This window comes from Nonomuraea sp. NPDC049758 (assembly GCF_040674635.1).
In the GTDB taxonomy this organism is placed as follows: Bacteria; Actinomycetota; Actinomycetes; order Streptosporangiales; family Streptosporangiaceae; genus Nonomuraea.
The window spans coordinates 429,155-447,088 of sequence record NZ_JBFAMZ010000006.1 but is presented as its reverse complement, the minus strand read 5'-3'; the positions used below and the strand labels follow the sequence as shown (position 1 = coordinate 447,088).

Below are 17,934 nucleotides of genomic sequence, written 5' to 3'. Positions count from 1 at the left end.
CTCGTACGGCCACGTGTCACCAGCCCAGGTAGTTGTTGTCGAGGGTGCCGTAGACGGCGTCATCGAGGATGAACAGCGGGGTGTCGCGCACCGGCGAGGTGTCGAGCACGAACCTCCAGGTGCTGTCGGTGATGGTGTCGGCCACGCCTTCGCACCACAGCGCCAGGGAGGTCGAGGGCGCCTCGGCGGGCAGGCCGGTGATGGAGATGCGCTGGCCGATGTCGGAGCCGAGCATCTGATCCCACACCGTGCCAAGGGAGTGGGCGTCGACGCTGATCTGCCCGGCGCGCGGTTGCGGGTGGCCGTAGGTGCTCAGGGTGTAGGCGGCCCGGTCCAGGGCGTCGGTGTCGGAGTACAGCAGCGTGTCCAGGCTCCCGGCGTAGACGCCTTCGTTCTCGGCGATGCTGACCTGGTCGATCACGCGGGTGACGGTCTGCCCGGACCGGCTGACCGTCACGTCGTTGACGAGCAGCTGGTCATCCATCACGAACTGCAGATCACCGCCGAGCTGGTCGGCGGTGAACGTCATCGTCGCGGCGGCGCCGAGCACCCGGCGGTTGCGGTCATGGAAGACGGCCACGTCGTCGCCGCTCATGAAGAACAGCCCGGCGTCGGAGAAGGCAGCCTGTTTGAAGGCGGCCAGCGGGGTCTGCTCGCCGCCGGGGTGCCGGTCCAGCAGGGAGGCGCCGGCGTCGAACGCGGTGGCGGTCAGCCCGGCCCAGGAGGCGATGCGCGCCATGCGGGCGCCGGACAGCTCGCCGGCGAACCCGTTGCGCGCACCGGACAGGGCGGCGGCCTGGGCCTGGGATAGGACGGTGTTCCAGCCGGCGACGTGGCTGACGAGCCCGTCCATCAGCTCGGCGGGGTCGAGCGCGGTCAGCGGCAGGCCTCCGACCCGCACCCGCGGCAGCAGCGACCAGGGGCCGATGCTCAACGTGGGCGAGGTGTCGATGGCCATCGTGCCGTCGATGTAGACGCGCAGCCGCATCGTGGAGCCGATGTACTCGGCGGTGGCCACCACGAGGTGCAGCTGGCCGTCGTCGAGGTTGAACGCCGTGCTGGTGCCGGCCGCCGCCCCGGCCGGCGTGCGCACGCCGATGCTGAGGAAGTTGGAGCTCGGCGCGTAGTTCACCCGCATGTGCGTGGTGTCGGTGCCGTTGTCGACGTAGATGAGCCGGTTCTGGCCGGTCATCGTCCCGGCCAGGAAGTTGACCCACACCGCGAGGCTGATCCCGGACACGCCTCCCAGGGGGGTGGTGAGTGTCGAGATCAGGAAGCGGCCGCTGCTGGTGTTGCTCGGGATCAGGCGGACGCCGGTCGAGCTGTCGGGGCCGCCCTGGAAGCCGAACTCCGCGCTGCCGCCGAACCCGGCGAGGCCGATCGTCATGTCGGGCTGCGCGGTGGCGGCCTGGTTGCCGGCGGTCTGCGACCCCGACGGCTCGGTGAGCGGGTAGTAGAACGTCGGCGAGGTGGCCAGGACCTCCTCGGCGAGCGCCTGGCGGATCCGGTCGCGGGACAGCAGCTTCTGCCGGTCGGTGGCGCTGATCGCCGCGACGCCGAGCACGCCGTTGCTCCAGGCATGCGGCCACCGGTCGGTGAAGCCGGTATACCGCCGGTACTCCCGGCCTGGCGCGGTCCAGGCCGTCGGCGCGGCCGCCTGCTCGAACTGCCACGCCCCGGCGTACACGACGGCCGACGTCGTGCCGAGCGTCGTGGTCAGCACCGGCCGGGCGCACACCGCGCCGGCCGGGGCGGCCGCCGACACGCTGACCGCCTGGAAGGTCCCAACCGTCAGCACGACGGTCGACCCGGTGCTCTCGGAGATGAACGCCCCGGTCTGGGAGTACCAGCGGATCCGCGCGGCGATGGACGCGCCGGCGGCCGAGGACCGGGATACCTGCGCGCTCAGGCTGTAGGTGCGGCCGGCCGTGACCGGCAGGGCCTGATCGGTGGCCGAGCTGGTCGACGTCGACCCGATGCGCAGCAGGTTGCCGGTCGACCAGTTCGACCAGCGGATCGACGACGTCTGCCCGGCCGGGAACACCGCGGCGTCGACCGCGATGAGCCCGCCTGAGGCCGAGAACAGCGCGGTGTCGGCGGCCGTGGCCTGCTTGTCCAGCAGCAGGTTCGGGCTGGCCGGCCAGCGGGCCCGAATCCGGATCGGCCGGTTCAGCGTGAGGTAGGGGTAGTACGGGCTGGCCACCCTGCCGGCGGTGAAGCGGCCGTCGCTGTTGTCGAACGTCAGCGACATGGTGCCCGGCTGCACGTCGTCGAGCTCATGCGAGCGGCGGCGGGCGATGTGGACGCCCTGATCCCACTCCACGAAGTCGGAGACGTCCTGCCATACCCGGAACCCGGACGCGTCCTTGGTGAAGGCGACCTCGCAGTACACCGCGGGCATGTTCGTCATGCTGTCCCTCCCGCCAGGGGGCCCAGGTTGAACCCGCGGGCCCTGGCCTCGTTCAGCGCCGCGATCAGCATGCGGATGATCTCGTCACGGCCGACCAGGGGCTGGCCGTTGAAGTACAGGTTGATCGTCAGCCCGCCGCCGGCCGCCTGCAGCGGGATCAGCGCCGCGCCGCCGCCGGCGCCGCCCAGGCCCGGGGTCAGGGTGGGGGTGAGCGACACCGAGGCGGCGCCCATCAGCGCCGCGGCGGCGTCGGTGACGGCGCCCCGCCCGGCAGTCAGGCCGCGCGCCAGCCCCTCGGCCATGGACTGCCCGGAGAACAGGGTCCAGCCCTTGCCGGAGAACGGGCCCTCGCGCGCCGGCGAGAACGGGAACAGATTGCGGATCCGGCCGAGGATGTCGGACGCGGCGTTGTAGGCGTCCTGCAGCATGCTGTACAAGCCGTTGATCAGGCCCTGGATCAGCGAGCGGCCGCTGTTGTACAGCGTCGATCCCAGGTCGCCGAGCCCGCCGAGGACCCGGCCGGGCAGGTCCCGGAAGAACCCGACCACTTCGTCGATCTTGCCGGAGACGCTGGTCTTGATCTCCTCGACCTTGGAGGCGATGGCGTTCTTGATCTCGTTCCACTTGGCCTGCGTCCGGTCGACCAGGATGCCGAACCAGGCGGCCATCTTCTCGGGCAGCTCGCCGAACCAGCCGAGGATGCCGCTGATCCACTGCACGCCGTCGCGGAACCACTTGGTCATGCCGTTGATCAGGTCGGGAATGATCGAGTGGCCGATCAGCACGTCGAGCAGCCGCTGGAAGATCGCGATGCCGCGTTCGATGGCGGGCCCGAAGTCGGCGATGAGCTGAGCGACGACCAGGCCGAGCCGGGCGAACTCCATGCTCAGCTTGGACAGCTCGGGCAGCATGGGCAAGATCGCGGGCAGGATCTCGCGCACCAGCATGCTGGCCAGCTCGGTCAGGGTGGGCAGCAGGGGCTGCATCTGGCGGGCCATCTCGGCGAAGGCGGGCACCAGGCCGGTCAGCACGGCCGGGATCAGGTCGAGGATGGGCGGCAGCAGCTCGGTGACCAGGGTGGCGGCGACCTCGCCGAACGCCTGATACAGGGGCGCCATCAGCGGCGTCAGGACGGTCAGCGCGTCGGAGATCGCGGTCAGCGCGGGGGCCAGGGCGTTGCCCAGGGCGACGATCACCGGGCCCAGGGCGGCGCCGAGGTTGGTCAGCGCGGCGCCGAGCAGCTGGCCGAGGAGCCCGGCCAGCTGGGCGGCGACGGGCAGCAGCGGCGCGGCGGCCACCAGCATGTCGGCCAGACCCCGGCCGAGCGCCAGCAGCCCGGCCTGCAGCTCCGGTGAGGCGAACGCCCTCGACAGCATCTGGGCAACAGCGGTCAGCCCGGGGCCCAGGGCGGCCAGCGCCGGCCCCAGCGCGGAGATCGCGGCCGTCAGGGCGGGGGCCAGCGAGACAGCGATCTTGGCCACCTGCGGGATGATCATGCCCAGGGCGCGGCCGAGCTCGCCGAGCGCGTTGCCGAGCTCGGCGCCCAGGGGCTGCAGCAGGGGGCCGACCGCGGCCAGCCCGGACGACAGGGCGTCGAGGAACGCCTTGGCGCCGGGCAGCAGGGACGCGATGGCAGGGCCCAGGGAGGCGATCAGGGGCGCCAGGTTGGAGAAGGCGCCACTGATCGCCTGCCCAAGGGGCAGCAAGGCGGGCGCCAGGGCGGAGACGGCCTGTGCGACCCCGCCGATCACGGCGGTGATCCCGGGTGCCAGGGCGGCCACGGCGGCGCCCAGGGAGGCGATCAGGGGCTTGGCGCTGGCGAAGGCGGCACCGATCGCCTGCCCCAGGGGCAGCAGAGCGGGCGCAAGGGCAGCGACGGCCTGGCCGAGCCCGTTGACCATGGCGATGATCCCGGGGGCGACGGCGGCCACGGCGGGCCCCAGGGCGGTGATGGCGGACGACAGGACGGGGCCGACGGCGGTGGCCAGGGCGGCCACCTGGGGGGCGAGCTGGCCGAGCACGCCGGCCACGGACTGCAGCACGGGGAAGAACGCCTGACCGGCGGCGGCCAGCGCCTTGAACACCTCGACCAGCACCGCCTGCCCCTGGGCGCTGGCCAGGAAGGTGTTCAGCCCGTCCAGCAGCTGGCCCAGGACGCCGAGCGCGTCACCGCCGGCCGTCTTCATCGCCGACAAGACGCTGCCCAGGATGCCGCCGACGTCGGAGGCGATCGCGCCGAGCTGGGCGAACACCACCTTGGCGTTGTCGATCCACTGCAGGGCCGCGCCGCTGGCGGCCGCGGTGGTGAGCCAGAGGGACAGGCTCTGCGCGGCCCGGTCGACGGCGGCGCCGAGCCCGTCGAAGGCGGGCAAGGTCGAGTTGGCGAAGTAGGCCATGGACGCCAGGAGGTCGCTCAGGGTGTCGGACTGGATCGCCGACAGGGACTCGCGCAGGCTGTCGAAGGCGTTGCGGATCAGGCCGATCGCGGAGGCGGACTGGGAGAAGTCCAGGACGGCGGCGCCGAGCCGGCCGAACTGGCCGGCCACTCCGGACATGCCGTCCTGCAGCAGGGGGATCAGCAGGCTGACTTTGCTGATCTGGTCGACCAGCGGCGCGAAGAAGGCGTCCTGGACGCTGTTGCGCAGGTCGTCGACGGCGGGCCGCAGGTCCCACAGGGCCAGCGCCGCCTCCTCGCCCCGCTCGGACAGGGCGGCGATGGCCTCCAGCACCTTCTCGGGGTCGTCCTCGGTCAGCACCGCCTTGAAGGCATCCCCGACGCCGGCCATGGCGACCTTGAGAGTGGTCATCGCGGCGGCGCCGAGCACGGCACCGGCCGGGAGAGCGGCCAGGGCCCCGGCCGCGGGCGCCAGCGCGGCCACCAGGCCGCCCACGCTGGACGCCGCCGAGGCGGCCGCCCCTGCCATGGCGCCGAACTTGGTGGCCGAGGTGAGCACGGACGCGCCGAGGCTGGCGATGCTGGAGCCGGCCGCGGTCAGCGGCCCGGCCAGGCCGGAGACCTGCCCGCCGAGGCCGGTCAGGTGGCCGCCCAGCCCGGACAGCCGCCCGCCCAGCCCGGACAGAGCGGCGCCGAACCCGTCGGCCGACTTGCTGCTGCCGTCGAAGTCGCCCTTCAGGCCGGCGCCGGCCTTTCCGACACCGCCCAGGCGTCGCTCCAGTCGCTGCGCCGAGTCGCCGACCTGGTCGAACGTCCTGCTCGCGTGGTCGCGGGCGAACACGTCGAACCCCATGGAGGCCATGGAGCACCTCCCCCCGGGGTTGCCCGGTCAGCCGGGCGGCTTGTTCAGTTGGTCAGCAGCAGCGCAGAACAGGTGGAACTCCTCGACCAGGAGCCGGTCGACGTCCCACGGGTGGAGCCCGAAGTGGTAGGCGAGGTGGGGCAGGTAGGTCAGCCGCTTGCGCGCGAGGTCCTCGTCCCCGCGACGGCGGCGGCGGGAGGGTCCGGCGTCTCCTCCTGCTCCTCCTGCTCGAAGGTGAAGTCGCCCATGTTCACCGGGTGCGCCCCGGTGCAGATGTCATCGAAGGTGATGTCCTTGCCCATCCGGAAGTGCAGGATGAGCCAGGCGATCGCGGCCATCGCGATGAAGTCGCCCTCTTTCAGGGCCTGGCCCATGCCGACCGCGCCGAAGGACGTCGCCTTCTGGATGGCGATGCCCTCGTGCAGCGGCAGCCGGGCCAGGTCGATCTCGTGCGTCTCGCCCTGATAGGTGACCTTCGCCATGTCTACCCTTCCTTTTCGATCTTGGCGGCGATGTCGTCCATCGCCTTGAGGATGTGCTCGCGCAGGGCGGGCAGGTGTCTGCGGATGGTGGAGGCGAACCACGGCCGGCCGCGCTGGGAGTACCAGTGCTCCCGGTCGCCGAACAGCGGGTGCCGCCACCCCTTCTCGCTGTCGAGGTGGCGCGGCAGCGTCCGCATGCCCTCGGGGATCTTGGCCGAGTCGACCTCGATGCGGACCCTCGCCGACTTGCTGCCGGTCTTGACGGTCAGCCGTAGCGACCGCGCGACGGTGTCGCGTAGCCCGGTGTTCTTCTTGGCCCGGTCCTTGGCCTTCTGCTCGGCCTCGACGAAGCTGTCCCAGTCCATGTCGTCGATCCGCTTGTAGACCTGATCGAGCGCCTTGTCGGCCCGGTCGCGCTCGCGCTGCCGGCGGCCGCCGCCGCGCGACCCGGTGACCGGGATCGCCCGGACCGCGCGGCGGGTGTCGGCCAGCGCCGGTTTCGCGCCGGTGCGGATCGCCTTGAGCAGCTCCTTGCGCAGCGCCTTGCCGCTGCCGGCCGTCTTGAGCCGCTTGGCCAGCGCGCCGAGCTCCTCGGCGCCGGTGACCTTGACGTCCAGGCTCACCGCGCCCTCACAGCGCCGTGTCGGCCGAGACGATCTTGATCTGCAGGGGGGCGTCGATCTCGTTGTCGTAGGCCTCGAACGCGCTGGTCATCTTCACCAGGTCGGGGCCCTCGACGCTCGGTGCCGCTTCCTTGAGCTTGCACGCCGGCGCGATGAAGGACAGGAAGTTGTTGTTGCCCGACCCGGACGGGATCGGCGAGCCCGTCATCGCGAAGTCGAACGCGAACGTGGTGTTGTTCTTCATCAGGTCATACAGCTCGGCCCTGTTGAACTCCGCGCTCAGGCTGCCGGTGATCGTGGGGAAGTCGTTCTCCAGCTGCTCGCGCTTGGTGCCGGACTGGCCGATGCCGTACCGCTCGGTGGCCATCGGCGTCTCGCCCTTGATGCTCAGCTCGGTGATGACGGTGGCCACCGCCACGCCGTCGGTCACGGACAGCTCGCCGCCGGTCGTGGCGGGTATGCCGCCGAGCTTGAGCGTGCCGGCCTGGAAGGGGAACAGCTCGGCGCCGGCCGGATAGGTCGCGGTGGCCAGCGCGGTCACCGTCGACTCGTCCCAGCCGTCGATCTCCAGCGACAGGGTGGCCACGTTGTCGGAGGCGAGCTTGAACTCCCAGCTCTTGATCTTGCAGCCGGAGTAGGTGTGCGGCCGCACCACCCCCGAAGACGGTTCGGGCCGGCCGACCTGGAACGTCAGCGACTTGCCCAGGAACCCGCCCGGCACGTGGATCTGCTTGTACGCCGAGGTGGCGGCGATCTGCGAGGGCACCGCGGACGAGCCCAGCATGTGCGCCACCAGCAGCCCGATACCGCGCGTGGGCCACTCGATCTCCAGCGACCCCTCGACGGTCCGCCGGGACTGCACCAGGCGGCCGGCGCGCTTGAACTTGCGGCCGGCGCGCAGCCCGGTCGGCTCCACGAAGGTCGGCTTCCAGGCCAGGGACTCCTTCTGGAACTCCACGAACTTGGTCGGCGTGACCGCCGTGCCCACCACCGTTTCGGCGGCGAATCCCACTTGGGCGTCAAGGCCCGATCCGGTCGCCATCGTCACTTCTCCTTTCCGCTGGTGCTGGCAGCACCGGTCGTGCTGGTCGATCGGGCCTCGGGCAGCAGCTCCCAGACGGCCTTGGGCCAGGCCCGCGCGTCGTCGCCCTCGCCGACGATGTACGCGTCGTCGCTCTGCTCGGTCACCTCGCCCTCGACCGCCGTGACCTTCCCGGCCTCGACGGTGGGCCCGTCGAGGCGGCCGACATGGACATCCATGTCGGTGATGTTCTTGAACCTCAACCTGGCCACCGATTCCTCCTGGTAGATGGGCCGGTAGATGCGCGGGGGCGCGCATCGCTAGATGCGGGTCTGGACGGCGATGTCGAACGGGATGCGGCACTCCAGGCCCGTGCTGCGCTGGTCGAGCACGAGCGAACCGGAGGCGAACGCCGTCACGGTCGGCGGCGGCAGCCCCAGGTCGGGACTGGCGCGGACGACGTCTTCCACGACGCCCAGAACCTCGAAGGCGCGCACCCGTACGGGCCGCACCTTGATCGAGCCGCGCCAGACGGCCACGGCGCACCGGATGGTGAACGTCTCGGCCCGGGACCGCTGCCCGATCGAGGCCCACGTCTGGGTGAACTCGACGGCCTGGCCCTCGCCGTCGGGGTCGCCGTCGAAGCCGACGAACACCGCTTCCTTGAGCGGGTCGCTGGTGACGAGCGGTCCGTCGATGACCTTCACGCCGTCCAGGCCGGGTGCCGCCTGCAGCAGGGCGAGCAGGTTGTCGATGGCCTGCGGGATGCGGGAGGTCGTCGTCATCACGCGATCCCGGGGTAGGTGCGGCCGAGCAGCTCCAGCGCGCGGCGCGGGATGGCGTAGCCCAGCCGCGGATCCCACACCTGATCGGCGCCGCCCACCCGTACGCCGATCGTCTCGCCGCGCTGGGTCTCCCACATGTGCTGCAGGAGGATCTTCCCGGCCAGGTCGACGTTCGCCGGCATGTCCAGGCGGCCGGCGACGTAGGCGACGTCGACGGGGCCGCTGATCCATCCGCCGTCCCGCCGGCGGACGATGCCGGTCTCACCGTCCACATGGAGGGCGGCGACGGCCTGGTCGACGGCGCCGGGGGCGATGGCGGTCACCGAGGTCACCTCCAGGACCGGCGGGTGTGCCAGCACGAGCGCGCGGCCGCCGCGGTGCTGTTCGACATAAGCTCTGCGGCCGAGCGCGCCGACGTGCCGCTCGCAGACGTCGGTGACGGCGCGGATGAACCCGTCGAGCTCCTCATCGTCGTCGTGGTCGTCGAGGTCGATGTTGAGGTGCTTCTTGGCGGCCGCGCGGGAGAAGATCCCGGCCTCGGCCCACAGCGCCGCCACCTCGAACGGCTCTTCGTCGTTCGTCGTCGGGGTGGTGGTGGCCCACCGGGCGATGTGACGGCCGGCCGCGGTGGTGAGGTAGTCGTAGTGATATCGGCCCAGCCCGTCGGACACCGGGGTGTAGGGGCCGGCGGTGGTGCCGTCGGGCAGCAGGATGGTCACCTGGATGGACGCCGGCGTCACCAGGACGTCGGCGGTGTCGCGGACCTCGGTCGTCAAGCGCACCGCGGCGCCGATGCCGTACATCTACTCATCGCCTCCGTTCAGGTCGGCCGCGGCCGACGTCGAGGCCAGGCGGCCGGTTGCGGTGTCGGCGCCGGACAGGCGCGCGACAGGGGTGACGGTGGCGGTCAGGCGTCCGGCGGTGCCGACCGGCGCGGGCAGGGTGATGGTCAGGCGGCCGGCGGCGGCCAGCGCCACGGCGGCCCGTACCCGGACCCGGGCGGCGGCCGTGAGGGTGCCGGTTGCGGTCAGCGCCGCGGCGGCGGTCACGGTTCCGGCCGTCGACGGCGTCACGGTGAGGGAGGCGCTGGCGGCCAGCGCCGCGGCGGCCAGCACCCGCACCCGAGGCGTGACGGTCAGTGCGCCGGCGCCCTGCAGCACGGCGGCCGCCCGTACGCGGACCCGGCCGGTGGCTGTGAGGGTGCCGGTTGCGGTCAGCGCCGCGGCGGCGGTCACGGTTCCGGCCGTCGACGGCGTCACGGTGAGGGAGGCGTTCGCGGCCAGCGCCGCGGCGGCCAGCACCCGCACCCGAGGCGTGATGGCCAGCGCGCCGCTGCCCTGCAGCCCGCCGGCGGCCAGCACCCGCACCCGCGGCGACCCGGTCAGCGTGGCCGCGCCCTGCAGCACGACGGCCGCCCGCACCCGGACCCGGCCGGCGGCCGCCAGGCTCCCGGTAGCCGACAGCGCCGCGGCCGCCGGTACCCGGACGCGCGCGGCGGCGGTCAGCGACGACGACGCCGTGGCGGCCGCCGCGGCCAGGACGCGCACCCGGGCCGCGACGGTCGCCGACCCCGACGCCGACAGTGAGGCGGCGGCGGTCACCACGTTGCCGGCGGCCGCGCTGGCCTTGATGACGATCGAGCAGGCGGCGTACCCGCGCGCCGCGGTGATGGTGGCGGCGCGGGTGCCGGTCGGTCCGGAGGCCGTCAGCGCCTGGCGGGCCGAGCCGAGCGTGGAGAACGGACCGATCCCGTCCTCGACCTCCAGCAGGCCGCTCATGCCCGCCGGGGCCGCGGTGAAGTCGACAGACGACTGCGGCGCGCCCGTCTGCCAGGCGCACAACAGCAGACCGTCGGCGGCCGCCGGCGACGTCGACGGCGCCACCGGCGACGTGCTCGGCGTGGCCGACCCGGCCCCGGCCGCGTCGTCCACCTCCAGACCGTCCCCCGCGATCACGTAGGTGATCTGGTAGACCTCCTCCGACCCGATCGGGGAGATGGTGACCGTCTGCGCGCCGCCGACCGTGACCGGCCGCACGTAGGTCTTCAGGTGGGCGTCGTTGACGCCGGCGTCGCCGCTGGCCTCCTCCGACCAGGTGCCCGCCGTGCCGGTCGGCGGGCCCGGCCAGCCTGAGATGTCAAAGTAGTTCGACCCGTAGAAGGTGACCAGCAGGTCGCCGGCCTGCGTGCCCGCGCCGGTGACCGCCGTGGCGTCTCCGCCGCTCTGCGCGGCGAAGACGACCTCACGGACAGTCGGCGTGGCCACCAGTCAGCCCAGCTCGGCTAGTAGACGCCGACGCCGATGAGCCTGCGCGCGAAGGTGCGCAGATCGCGCGCCGGCGCCGTACCGCCTGCCCACACCGCGGCCAGGGCGGCCAGGTCGGCATAGGCCGACTTGAGCACCGCGGCGTCATCGGGCGCGAACTGGTAGACGGTCTCCAAGTCCTGCGCCGAGACGGTGTCGAGCCACTCCTTGAACTCGCCCACGTTCTGCAGCGCGGCGAACACCGCCGCGGCGATCGCGCCGGCCTGGGTGTTGATGCGGTCCTTGGTGATCGGAATGCCTGCGGTCACTGCTGCTATCCCATCGTCAGGTCGAGGTCCCCGGTCGGGATCTCGAAGGTGTCGCCCAGATTGACGATCTTGGAGGCGGCCAGGGCGCCATGCCACAGCCGCACGGGGGATCCGGCGCTGTCCCAGATCTCCACGCCGACGACCGTGCACGCCGGCATGTTGGCGAACGCGATCAGCGCGGTGTTCGACGTCGCGCCGCTGGCGGCCGCGGCCAGCGTGACGTTCTGCGCGGCGTAGGTGGAGCCGCCGGCGTTGGTCACCTCGGTCCCGGCCGCCGATTCGCCGCCGTTGGCGGTCATCAGCCGGAGCTTGAGCGGCCCGGTGGGCCGGGTCGGCGCGGCCAGGCCCGGGTTCAGCCAGTCCAGCACCAGCAGCTCGGCGGCGTCGGTCAGGTTGTCAGCCATCTACGCCCGTCCCTCTCCGGTCCTCGACCAGCTCGACCAGCAGCTGGCCGTCGGCGTAGCCGGTCACCCGGTACACCACCTGGTCGGCGATCGTGATCAGGTCCCCGCCCAGGGCGGGCTGCACGGTCGCCTCGTGCGAGCACGAGGCGACCAGCACGGCCAGGCCGATGACGGCCTTCTCGTCGGCCTTGACCACGCGCAGGCCGCCCGGGACCTTGGTCAGCACGATGTCCCCTCGGCGGGACAGGGCGTCAGGCGTGCCCTCGGGGACAGGAGCGAGCGCCATCAGGTCGCCTTCCGGGTCCGGGCGGCCGGCTTGCGGGTGGTGCGCTTCTCGCCGGGCGCGGCGGTGGCGGTCTCCACCGGCGGCTCGGCGGTCGCCGGGCGGCCGCGCACCAGGGTGGGCTCGTCGGTGAACAGGTCGGGCCGCTCGGCCACCAGGTCGGCCTCGGCGTCCCACACCTCGCCCTGGGCGAGCGGGCTCTGCCCCTGCGACCAGCGGACGACGCAACTGGTCTTGACGTAGACAACGTCCATCGATTCCTCCTCGATGCGGGGCAGCGCCCGGCGCTGGGCCGGGCGCTGCTGCGCGCTGGTGGTCGGGTCAGGTCGGCTTGTTCTGCAGCATGCGGAAGCCGGCGTCGTTGATCGAGTCGGAGCCGACGCGGGCCCAGGCGAACCACGCCCGCTGACCGGTCGGCACGGTCAGGGTGCCGGCCGCGTTGAACACGTGCGGGATCAGCTCGATCGACATGCCGGCGCGCTGCGCGATGAGGAAGTTGCGCCAGTCGCCGATTACCGCCAGGTCGGCCGCGCCGACGCCGGCGGGCAGCGCGTCGAAGTAGTCGTTGAGGTAGAAGCGGCGGCCCTTGAGCACCAGGACGCCCTCGGCCGTGAAGTCCACGGTGAAGGCGCTGTTGTTGTTGCTCGCGCCGAGCTGCTGCACGGCGTTGTTGACGTCGGTGGAGCCCATCCACGCGGCCCGCGCGTTGCGGTAGCGGATGGGCAGCGCGGCCCACAGGTCGTTGATGTCGGCCGCGGAGATGGCGCCGCCGGCGACGGTCGGCACCGCCGAGGACGTGCCGTTCAGCGCCGTGGTGATGCCGGTCGGCTCGTTGGTGCCGGTGCCGTTGGTGAACTTGCTGACCAGCAGCTCGGAGTAGCCCTCGCCGAGCAGCGTGGTCATCTCGCCGGCGAAGCCGGGGTAGTCCTGGTCGACCTCGAGGGAGTACGGGATGTACCCGTCGGCGCGGTGGACGGGAACGGTCGGCTGGGCCAGGGTCGGGGAGTTGTCCGACGCCGCGGCGGCCTCCTGCCGGAACTGCCAGGTGACGCCCGCCGAGCTGACGCCCTTCCACGCGTCCGTGGTGATCGTCTCGACCCGGGCGAGGTTGAAGAAGTCGTTCGGGCTGCCCTGCCCGGTCAGGATGATCGTCGGGTCGATCAGGACCGGCACGCCGTAGCCGCCGCCCGGGTCCGAGCCGATGGACATGGCCCGGTACTCCTCATACCGCTGCACGGCGCGGGACTGCTCGGGGGTGAGCACCGGCGTGTTGCGGCTGACCAGCCGCATGAACGCCTCGCGGTAGTCGGGGTCCTCGGTGACCAGCAGCCGGCGGGCCAGCTGCACGCCGTCGACGTTGTCGTTGCGGGTCTGCAGCAGCCGCTCCAGCCGGGAGCGCTGGCCGTCGGCCAGGTGCTCGGTGCTCTGGTCGTCGGCGCCGAGCGCCGCGCGGGCCCGGTCGACGGTCTCCCGGGGCGACATCCGGGTCACGTCGGTGCCGTCGAACGGGGTGACCTGCCGGCTGATCTGCGCGGTCGACCAGCGGGCGCGCGAGGCGGCGACCCGGTTGCGACGCTCGGCCTCGGCCAGCTGGTCGCGCACGTCGGCTTCTTCGGTGTCCAGCTCCTCCCACCGGGCCTGCTGGTCGTCGTCCAGGGCCGCCTCGCCGGCGGCCTGGTGCAGCTGGGCGCGCTCGGCCTCGATGGCCGTAAGGCGCTCCCTCATCTCCTCTGGCGTCATCGTGACGCTCCCTTCGTGAGGTAGGGGAAGAGACGCTCGCGGCGTTCGCGAGGCGTCAGCCCGCCCGAGTGGCGCGCGGCCGGCTCGTCGGTTGGTGCGGGTGCGGCTGCCGGTGCTGGCGCAGTGCCCTTGGCGGGCGGCTGCTCGGCGCGGGCAGTGCGAAGTTCGGTGACGCGGGCGGCCAGGCGCTCGATGCGGGCCGGGTCCACGCTGCGCAGGTGCTCGTAGTAGGCGTCGGTGCCCGAGCGCACGCCCGCGGTGGCGTCGGGGTTGGCCGGCCAGGTGACGGGCCCGAACTCGAACAGGCGCACCTCGGTGATGCTGCGTTCGGGGATGCCGTCGGGGTTGTGCTCGGACCGGCCGGGCTCCTCGTTCCACTCTTCTTTGATCACGCGGAACATGAAGCTGCTGCCGTAGGCGCCGGCCTCCAGGCCGGGCAGCAGGTCGCGCACGTAGCTGGTGTCGAACAGCGGCACGTCGCCCACCGCGGCGTCGGCGTCCTCGCGGATGTTCTCCGGGACGCCGAGCACCTTCTGGTGGATGTACATGTCGCGGCCGTGGTTGAACATCACCTTCACCCGCGAGGCGTTCTCGGTGATGGTCTTGGCGAAGGCGCCGCGCACGGTCCGCTCCAGGAAGCGGCCCTCCCACCAGCTGTCGATCTCGTACCAGGTGTTGAACGGGGAGAAGCGCACCACCATGGTGGGCATCTGCCGCTCCTGGCCGTCCTGGCCCTCCTGGCCGTCGCCGGCGCGGGCGAGCCGGACGGCTCCGGGGATGGCGCGCACGATGTCGAGCTCGCGCAGGGTCTCCATCAGTTCCTCCTCCTGGGGGCGCGCACCGCTTCGTCGTTCACTGCTCTTCCTCTCCGGCGGCCGGGGTCGTGGCCGGGCCCAGCGCGGCCAGGGGCTCATCGCCCCACGGCACCGGCTGCTTGCCTTCGTCGTGGCGTACCTCGTTGACGGTCTTCCAGCGGTTGCGCAGGGCGCTCTCGTGCGCCCGGTAGCGGGTCAGCGTCGTCGACTGCAGCAGCGCGTCGCGGTCGAGGCGGGCGTGCTGGCCGCGCGGCAGCATGCTGGTCAGCACCCGCTCGACGCGGCACAGCCACCGGTTCAGCGCGTACACCAGCAGGTGCGTCGAGCGGGACTCGACGTTGGCGTACGTCATCGACCCGCCGGACTCATAGCCGAGGACCTCGGCGATGCCGGGCCCGAAGATGCGGGCGCACTCGGCGCTGGTGAACTGGTTGGACTCCAGGAACTGCGACTCTTCCGGCGCGATCTGGATCTGCTGGTAGGCCCAGCCCTTGCCGAGCACCACCGGCTCGCGGCGGCCGCGCAGCGCGGCCAGGAACCGCTCCTTGGCGGTGCGGGCGCTGGTGGCGTCCAGGTCCACCTCGCTGTTGGTCAGCATGCCGCCCGGGTGGCCGCCGTCGGTGAACCACTGCCGGCCGAACCGCGTGATCGCCAGCCCGAGCCCGATCGTGGAGGCGTGGTGCTCGATCGGCGACATGCCCAGCGCCACGCCCGGGATGGGGTAGACGCGGCGGAAGAACAGATCCTTCGCCGGGATCTCCTTGCCCATATAGGCGAACACCGGGTCGCCGTCGCGCAGCCACGCGCTGACCGCGTCCGGGTAGAGCAGCTCCACCGCGGTGGGGAAGTTGCCGCGCGCGTCGTGGTCGCGCACCAGGCCGACCGCGTTGCCGCGCAGCAGCCAGGCCATCAGCAGTTGCACGATCCAGTCCTGCACGCCCTGGCCGTCGGCGCCCGGGTCCTGCAGATAGGACGGCGTGCGCAGCGCCTGCGCGTCGGCGCCCTCGCCGCGGAACACCCCCACCGGCAGCTCGGAGGCCAGCGAGGCGATCAGGTCGACCGACGACCAGACGGCGACCTTCTGCAGGCTGGTCTCGGCCCGCGACAGGTCCACCTGGTCAAAGGAGGAGTGCACGGCGGGCACGGACACCGGCAGGTACATGCGTTCGGTCGGAGCCGAGCGCGGGCCAGAGAACAGCCCCATCACGACCTCCCATCGAGCCAGAGAAGGAAGACGCCGGCGGCGACCAGGGCCAGCGGCGGATAGATCAGGCCGAGCCCCCAGCAGACGCAGGCGGCGCCGGCCGCGCCGGCGGCGTACGGCCGCACGTCGGCCAGGCGGCGCACGATGGTGCCGGCGAGCTCGGCGGCGCGCAGCCACCACGACGGGCGCGGCTCAGAAGATGTTCGCGAGCGGGTCATACTCCTCCGTCACCAAAGGCCCTCGAGTCACCAGCGCCCACCGGGCCAGCGTCACCGCCAGGAACGGCGACACGTCGGTGAGCGAACGACGGCGGTCCAGCGCCCACGCATCGCCCAGGGATCGCGTGCGGGCGCCCCTCACCGCGGCGGTGAGCTCGGTCTGGTCTCGGTGCACGATCACGCCCTGGTTGATCGCGTCGGCCATCTGGCCGCACGCCTCGACCAGGTCGTTGGTGCGCAGGATGGCCAGGTCGCCGCGCTTGGGCTTGTCCTTGTCCTCCGGCGGCTTGATCCCGGCGGCCACCAGGTCGTCTATGAGCGACCCTGCCGGCGAGCCGGTCGAGGCGATGGCCACCGCGATCGGGTCCCACAGCGAGCGCAACGTCACCGCGGCGGCCACGACCCACTCGGTGCCGGGGCGCCTGTCCACGACCTCGAGATGGATGCGCCCGTCAGGACGTGGCGAGGCCAGCGTGATGGTCGACGTGCTGCGGTCCTGGGACACCTCGATCGCGAACGCCACATCCTCGCCGGCCTGCGACTGCTCATCGGCCAGGCCCGGCCACGCCTTCACCGGCACGTTCGGGTCCTGGGGCGGCGTCTGCTTGCGGGTGCGGTTGAGGTAGGCGCGGTCGAACTCGCCCGGGTCGAGCTTGTCGAGCTCGGACCGGACCGTCTCCTCCGAGACGGTGAACCCCAGCGCCGGCAGGCACACCCGCCAGGTCGCAGGGTCGTCGCGCGGCAGGTCCTCGGGGGCGAACCACTCGAAGTAGGCGATGCGCCGGCGGATCCCGAGCCGCCACAGCTCCATGATCAGCTCGCGGCCGGCCTCGCGCTTCTTGTTGAGCCAGATCGACTTCTCGGTGCCGCCCGCGCTCGCCCACCACAGCTGAGCCATGTCCCGGGTCAGCATGGCCGGCGACATCGCCTGCTCCACGCGGTCGTCCTCGTGGGCGAACGCCTCATCGATGACACCGAGGTCGAGCGGCGGCCCGTGCCCGGCCTTCTCGGTGTTGGAGGTGATGCCGAGCTTGGAGCGGGTCTTGCGCCAGATGACCGCCTCGTTGCCGTTCGACTTGCGCACCCGGTACCGGCCGGCCAGCGCCGAATCGTCGAGCGTGACCAGGAACTCGTCTTCCCAGCGGATCCGGGCCATACCGCGCGTCTGTGCGGCGTAGACGACGTTCTGCCGGTGCCAGGCCGCGATCCGGTGCACCATCAGCCCGAGGATCTGCTGCGTCTTGCCCTGCTGGCGCGGCACCGACAGCCCGACCTCGCGGTGCGCGAACAGCCCGGTGGCCGGGTCGATCTCCAGCGCTACGTCGAGCACGTACTTCTGCCACGGCATCGGCGGGAAGCCCAACCGCTCCATGACCTTCCACGCCTTCGGGCCCAGACTCGGGAACTCCGGCCGGCGCGGCGTGCCCCACAGCGGCGGGCACTCCAGCCCGTACAGCTCCCGGCACTGCCTGACGAACTCAGGAGGGTTCCGCCAGGTCTCCGAGGTCGTCGTCATCCTCCTCGCCCCGCCCCTCCATCAGCTGCGCGAGCGTCTGGCGCAACTCCCGGTTGAGCTGGGGCAGCAGCTTGCCCTCCTCGCCGCCGCCCGCATCGATCTCACGTGCGAGCCGATAGGCCATCTCGGCCAGCGACGGCTCGATGCCGACCAGGTCGCCGAGCTCCTCGACGTCGTCGCGTACGACCTTCTCAACTGGCCCCATGGCTGCCTCCGTACTCGCCGCGGGTGATCCGGTCGCACAGGATCCGCACGTCCTCCTGCAGCGGGTCGTCGACGGCGGCGAAGTAGTGCCGGATGTCCTCGACGATCGCCGCGCGCTCGGTGGTGACCGCCTCGGCGAGCACCTGGGCCAGCGCCTGCTCGGCCTTGCGCCGGCGCATCGCCGGTACGCCCGTGTCGCAGCACGCCTCGCGGCCGAACAGGCGGTCGCGCGGCTCGAGGTGCGGGCCGTGGTAGGGGCAGCTCTCGGGAAGGCTCGACAGCGCTACGCGGAGCGCCGCGGCGGCTCGCACGTCCATGCGACCTCCAAGATCATCCATCGAAATTCGCCCCGGGGGGAGAAAAAAAGGGAGAGATGGAGCGGGGTCACCCGGCTCCCAGT

Annotated in this window: 20 protein-coding genes; all 20 read right to left on the bottom strand. The window is 72.1% G+C overall.

Features of this window, described 5'->3' with window-relative positions:
- Positions 1 to 16: 16 nt before the first annotated feature.
- The 20 genes from AB0J46_RS19095 to AB0J46_RS19000 all read right to left on the bottom strand — a co-directional run bounded on the left by AB0J46_RS19095 (position 17) and on the right by AB0J46_RS19000 (position 17,851).
- Positions 17 to 2,410: a hypothetical protein gene (locus AB0J46_RS19095; protein ID WP_364333233.1), complete on the bottom strand. Its 2,394-nt coding sequence runs from the start codon at positions 2,408 to 2,410 to the stop codon at positions 17 to 19.
- Positions 2,407 to 5,667 (bottom strand): hypothetical protein, encoded by a 3,261-nt coding sequence (locus AB0J46_RS19090; protein ID WP_364333230.1) that lies wholly within the window; start codon positions 5,665 to 5,667, stop codon positions 2,407 to 2,409. Before AB0J46_RS19090 ends, AB0J46_RS19095 begins: the two co-directional genes overlap by 4 nt.
- 149 nt (positions 5,668 to 5,816) lie before the next feature.
- Positions 5,817 to 6,149 (bottom strand): hypothetical protein, encoded by a 333-nt coding sequence (locus tag AB0J46_RS19085; RefSeq protein WP_364333227.1) that lies wholly within the window; start codon positions 6,147 to 6,149, stop codon positions 5,817 to 5,819.
- 2 nt (positions 6,150 to 6,151) lie between these two features.
- Positions 6,152 to 6,772 (bottom strand): hypothetical protein, encoded by a 621-nt coding sequence (locus tag AB0J46_RS19080; RefSeq protein WP_364333224.1) that lies wholly within the window; start codon positions 6,770 to 6,772, stop codon positions 6,152 to 6,154.
- Between the two features lie 7 nt (positions 6,773 to 6,779).
- On the bottom strand, positions 6,780 to 7,814 hold the full coding sequence (locus AB0J46_RS19075) for a phage tail tube protein (protein ID WP_364333221.1): 1,035 nt from the start codon (positions 7,812 to 7,814) through the stop codon (positions 6,780 to 6,782).
- 2 nt (positions 7,815 to 7,816) lie between these two features.
- Positions 7,817 to 8,065: a hypothetical protein gene (locus AB0J46_RS19070; protein WP_364333218.1), complete on the bottom strand. Its 249-nt coding sequence runs from the start codon at positions 8,063 to 8,065 to the stop codon at positions 7,817 to 7,819.
- A gap of 48 nt (positions 8,066 to 8,113) precedes the next feature.
- Complete coding sequence (locus tag AB0J46_RS19065) at positions 8,114 to 8,578, bottom strand: hypothetical protein (RefSeq protein WP_364333215.1); 465 nt, start codon at positions 8,576 to 8,578, stop codon at positions 8,114 to 8,116.
- The gene (locus AB0J46_RS19060) at positions 8,578 to 9,381 is read right to left on the bottom strand and encodes a hypothetical protein (protein ID WP_364333212.1); all 804 of its coding nucleotides are present in this window, start codon (positions 9,379 to 9,381) and stop codon (positions 8,578 to 8,580) included. Before AB0J46_RS19060 ends, AB0J46_RS19065 begins: the two co-directional genes overlap by 1 nt.
- A complete protein-coding gene (locus AB0J46_RS19055) occupies positions 9,382 to 10,842 on the bottom strand; it encodes a hypothetical protein (protein WP_364333209.1) in 1,461 nt (486 codons plus the stop codon).
- Positions 10,843 to 10,859: 17 nt separating this feature from the next.
- A complete protein-coding gene (locus AB0J46_RS19050) occupies positions 10,860 to 11,150 on the bottom strand; it encodes a hypothetical protein (RefSeq protein WP_364333206.1) in 291 nt (96 codons plus the stop codon).
- A gap of 5 nt (positions 11,151 to 11,155) precedes the next feature.
- The gene (locus tag AB0J46_RS19045; RefSeq protein WP_364333203.1) at positions 11,156 to 11,554 is read right to left on the bottom strand and encodes a hypothetical protein; all 399 of its coding nucleotides are present in this window, start codon (positions 11,552 to 11,554) and stop codon (positions 11,156 to 11,158) included.
- On the bottom strand, positions 11,547 to 11,840 hold the full coding sequence (locus tag AB0J46_RS19040) for a hypothetical protein (protein ID WP_364333200.1): 294 nt from the start codon (positions 11,838 to 11,840) through the stop codon (positions 11,547 to 11,549). Before AB0J46_RS19040 ends, AB0J46_RS19045 begins: the two co-directional genes overlap by 8 nt.
- On the bottom strand, positions 11,840 to 12,091 hold the full coding sequence (locus tag AB0J46_RS19035; RefSeq protein WP_364333197.1) for a hypothetical protein: 252 nt from the start codon (positions 12,089 to 12,091) through the stop codon (positions 11,840 to 11,842). Before AB0J46_RS19035 ends, AB0J46_RS19040 begins: the two co-directional genes overlap by 1 nt.
- A gap of 67 nt (positions 12,092 to 12,158) precedes the next feature.
- Complete coding sequence (locus tag AB0J46_RS19030) at positions 12,159 to 13,562, bottom strand: phage major capsid protein (RefSeq protein WP_364333194.1); 1,404 nt, start codon at positions 13,560 to 13,562, stop codon at positions 12,159 to 12,161.
- Positions 13,563 to 13,573: 11 nt separating this feature from the next.
- Positions 13,574 to 14,392: an HK97 family phage prohead protease gene (locus AB0J46_RS19025; RefSeq protein ID WP_364333191.1), complete on the bottom strand. Its 819-nt coding sequence runs from the start codon at positions 14,390 to 14,392 to the stop codon at positions 13,574 to 13,576.
- A gap of 37 nt (positions 14,393 to 14,429) precedes the next feature.
- Positions 14,430 to 15,596: a phage portal protein gene (locus tag AB0J46_RS19020; RefSeq protein WP_364333188.1), complete on the bottom strand. Its 1,167-nt coding sequence runs from the start codon at positions 15,594 to 15,596 to the stop codon at positions 14,430 to 14,432.
- On the bottom strand, positions 15,596 to 15,814 hold the full coding sequence (locus AB0J46_RS19015; RefSeq protein WP_364333185.1) for a hypothetical protein: 219 nt from the start codon (positions 15,812 to 15,814) through the stop codon (positions 15,596 to 15,598). Before AB0J46_RS19015 ends, AB0J46_RS19020 begins: the two co-directional genes overlap by 1 nt.
- On the bottom strand, positions 15,789 to 17,330 hold the full coding sequence (locus tag AB0J46_RS19010) for a hypothetical protein (protein WP_364333182.1): 1,542 nt from the start codon (positions 17,328 to 17,330) through the stop codon (positions 15,789 to 15,791). Before AB0J46_RS19010 ends, AB0J46_RS19015 begins: the two co-directional genes overlap by 26 nt.
- Entirely contained in the window at positions 17,293 to 17,535 is a 243-nt protein-coding gene (locus AB0J46_RS19005; protein ID WP_364333180.1) for a hypothetical protein, read from the bottom strand. The genes AB0J46_RS19010 and AB0J46_RS19005 overlap by 38 nt, the downstream gene beginning before the upstream one ends.
- A complete protein-coding gene (locus tag AB0J46_RS19000; protein ID WP_364333178.1) occupies positions 17,522 to 17,851 on the bottom strand; it encodes a hypothetical protein in 330 nt (109 codons plus the stop codon). Before AB0J46_RS19000 ends, AB0J46_RS19005 begins: the two co-directional genes overlap by 14 nt.
- Positions 17,852 to 17,934 lie beyond the last annotated feature (83 nt).

Coding starts and splice junctions, on each gene's coding strand:
- AB0J46_RS19020 (WP_364333188.1), bottom strand. CDS start 15,596: ATGGGGCTGTTCTCTGGCCCGCGCTCGGCTCCGACCGAACGCATGTAC.
- AB0J46_RS19060 (WP_364333212.1), bottom strand. CDS start 9,381: ATGTACGGCATCGGCGCCGCGGTGCGCTTGACGACCGAGGTCCGCGAC.
- AB0J46_RS19010 (WP_364333182.1), bottom strand. CDS start 17,330: ATGACGACGACCTCGGAGACCTGGCGGAACCCTCCTGAGTTCGTCAGG.
- AB0J46_RS19065 (WP_364333215.1), bottom strand. CDS start 8,578: ATGACGACGACCTCCCGCATCCCGCAGGCCATCGACAACCTGCTCGCC.
- AB0J46_RS19015 (WP_364333185.1), bottom strand. CDS start 15,814: ATGACCCGCTCGCGAACATCTTCTGAGCCGCGCCCGTCGTGGTGGCTG.
- AB0J46_RS19095 (WP_364333233.1), bottom strand. CDS start 2,410: ATGACGAACATGCCCGCGGTGTACTGCGAGGTCGCCTTCACCAAGGAC.
- AB0J46_RS19025 (WP_364333191.1), bottom strand. CDS start 14,392: ATGGAGACCCTGCGCGAGCTCGACATCGTGCGCGCCATCCCCGGAGCC.
- AB0J46_RS19000 (WP_364333178.1), bottom strand. CDS start 17,851: ATGGACGTGCGAGCCGCCGCGGCGCTCCGCGTAGCGCTGTCGAGCCTT.
- AB0J46_RS19035 (WP_364333197.1), bottom strand. CDS start 12,091: ATGGACGTTGTCTACGTCAAGACCAGTTGCGTCGTCCGCTGGTCGCAG.
- AB0J46_RS19030 (WP_364333194.1), bottom strand. CDS start 13,562: ATGAGGGAGCGCCTTACGGCCATCGAGGCCGAGCGCGCCCAGCTGCAC.
- AB0J46_RS19040 (WP_364333200.1), bottom strand. CDS start 11,840: ATGGCGCTCGCTCCTGTCCCCGAGGGCACGCCTGACGCCCTGTCCCGC.
- AB0J46_RS19045 (WP_364333203.1), bottom strand. CDS start 11,554: ATGGCTGACAACCTGACCGACGCCGCCGAGCTGCTGGTGCTGGACTGG.
- AB0J46_RS19075 (WP_364333221.1), bottom strand. CDS start 7,814: ATGGCGACCGGATCGGGCCTTGACGCCCAAGTGGGATTCGCCGCCGAA.
- AB0J46_RS19085 (WP_364333227.1), bottom strand. CDS start 6,149: ATGGCGAAGGTCACCTATCAGGGCGAGACGCACGAGATCGACCTGGCC.
- AB0J46_RS19005 (WP_364333180.1), bottom strand. CDS start 17,535: ATGGGGCCAGTTGAGAAGGTCGTACGCGACGACGTCGAGGAGCTCGGC.
- AB0J46_RS19090 (WP_364333230.1), bottom strand. CDS start 5,667: ATGGCCTCCATGGGGTTCGACGTGTTCGCCCGCGACCACGCGAGCAGG.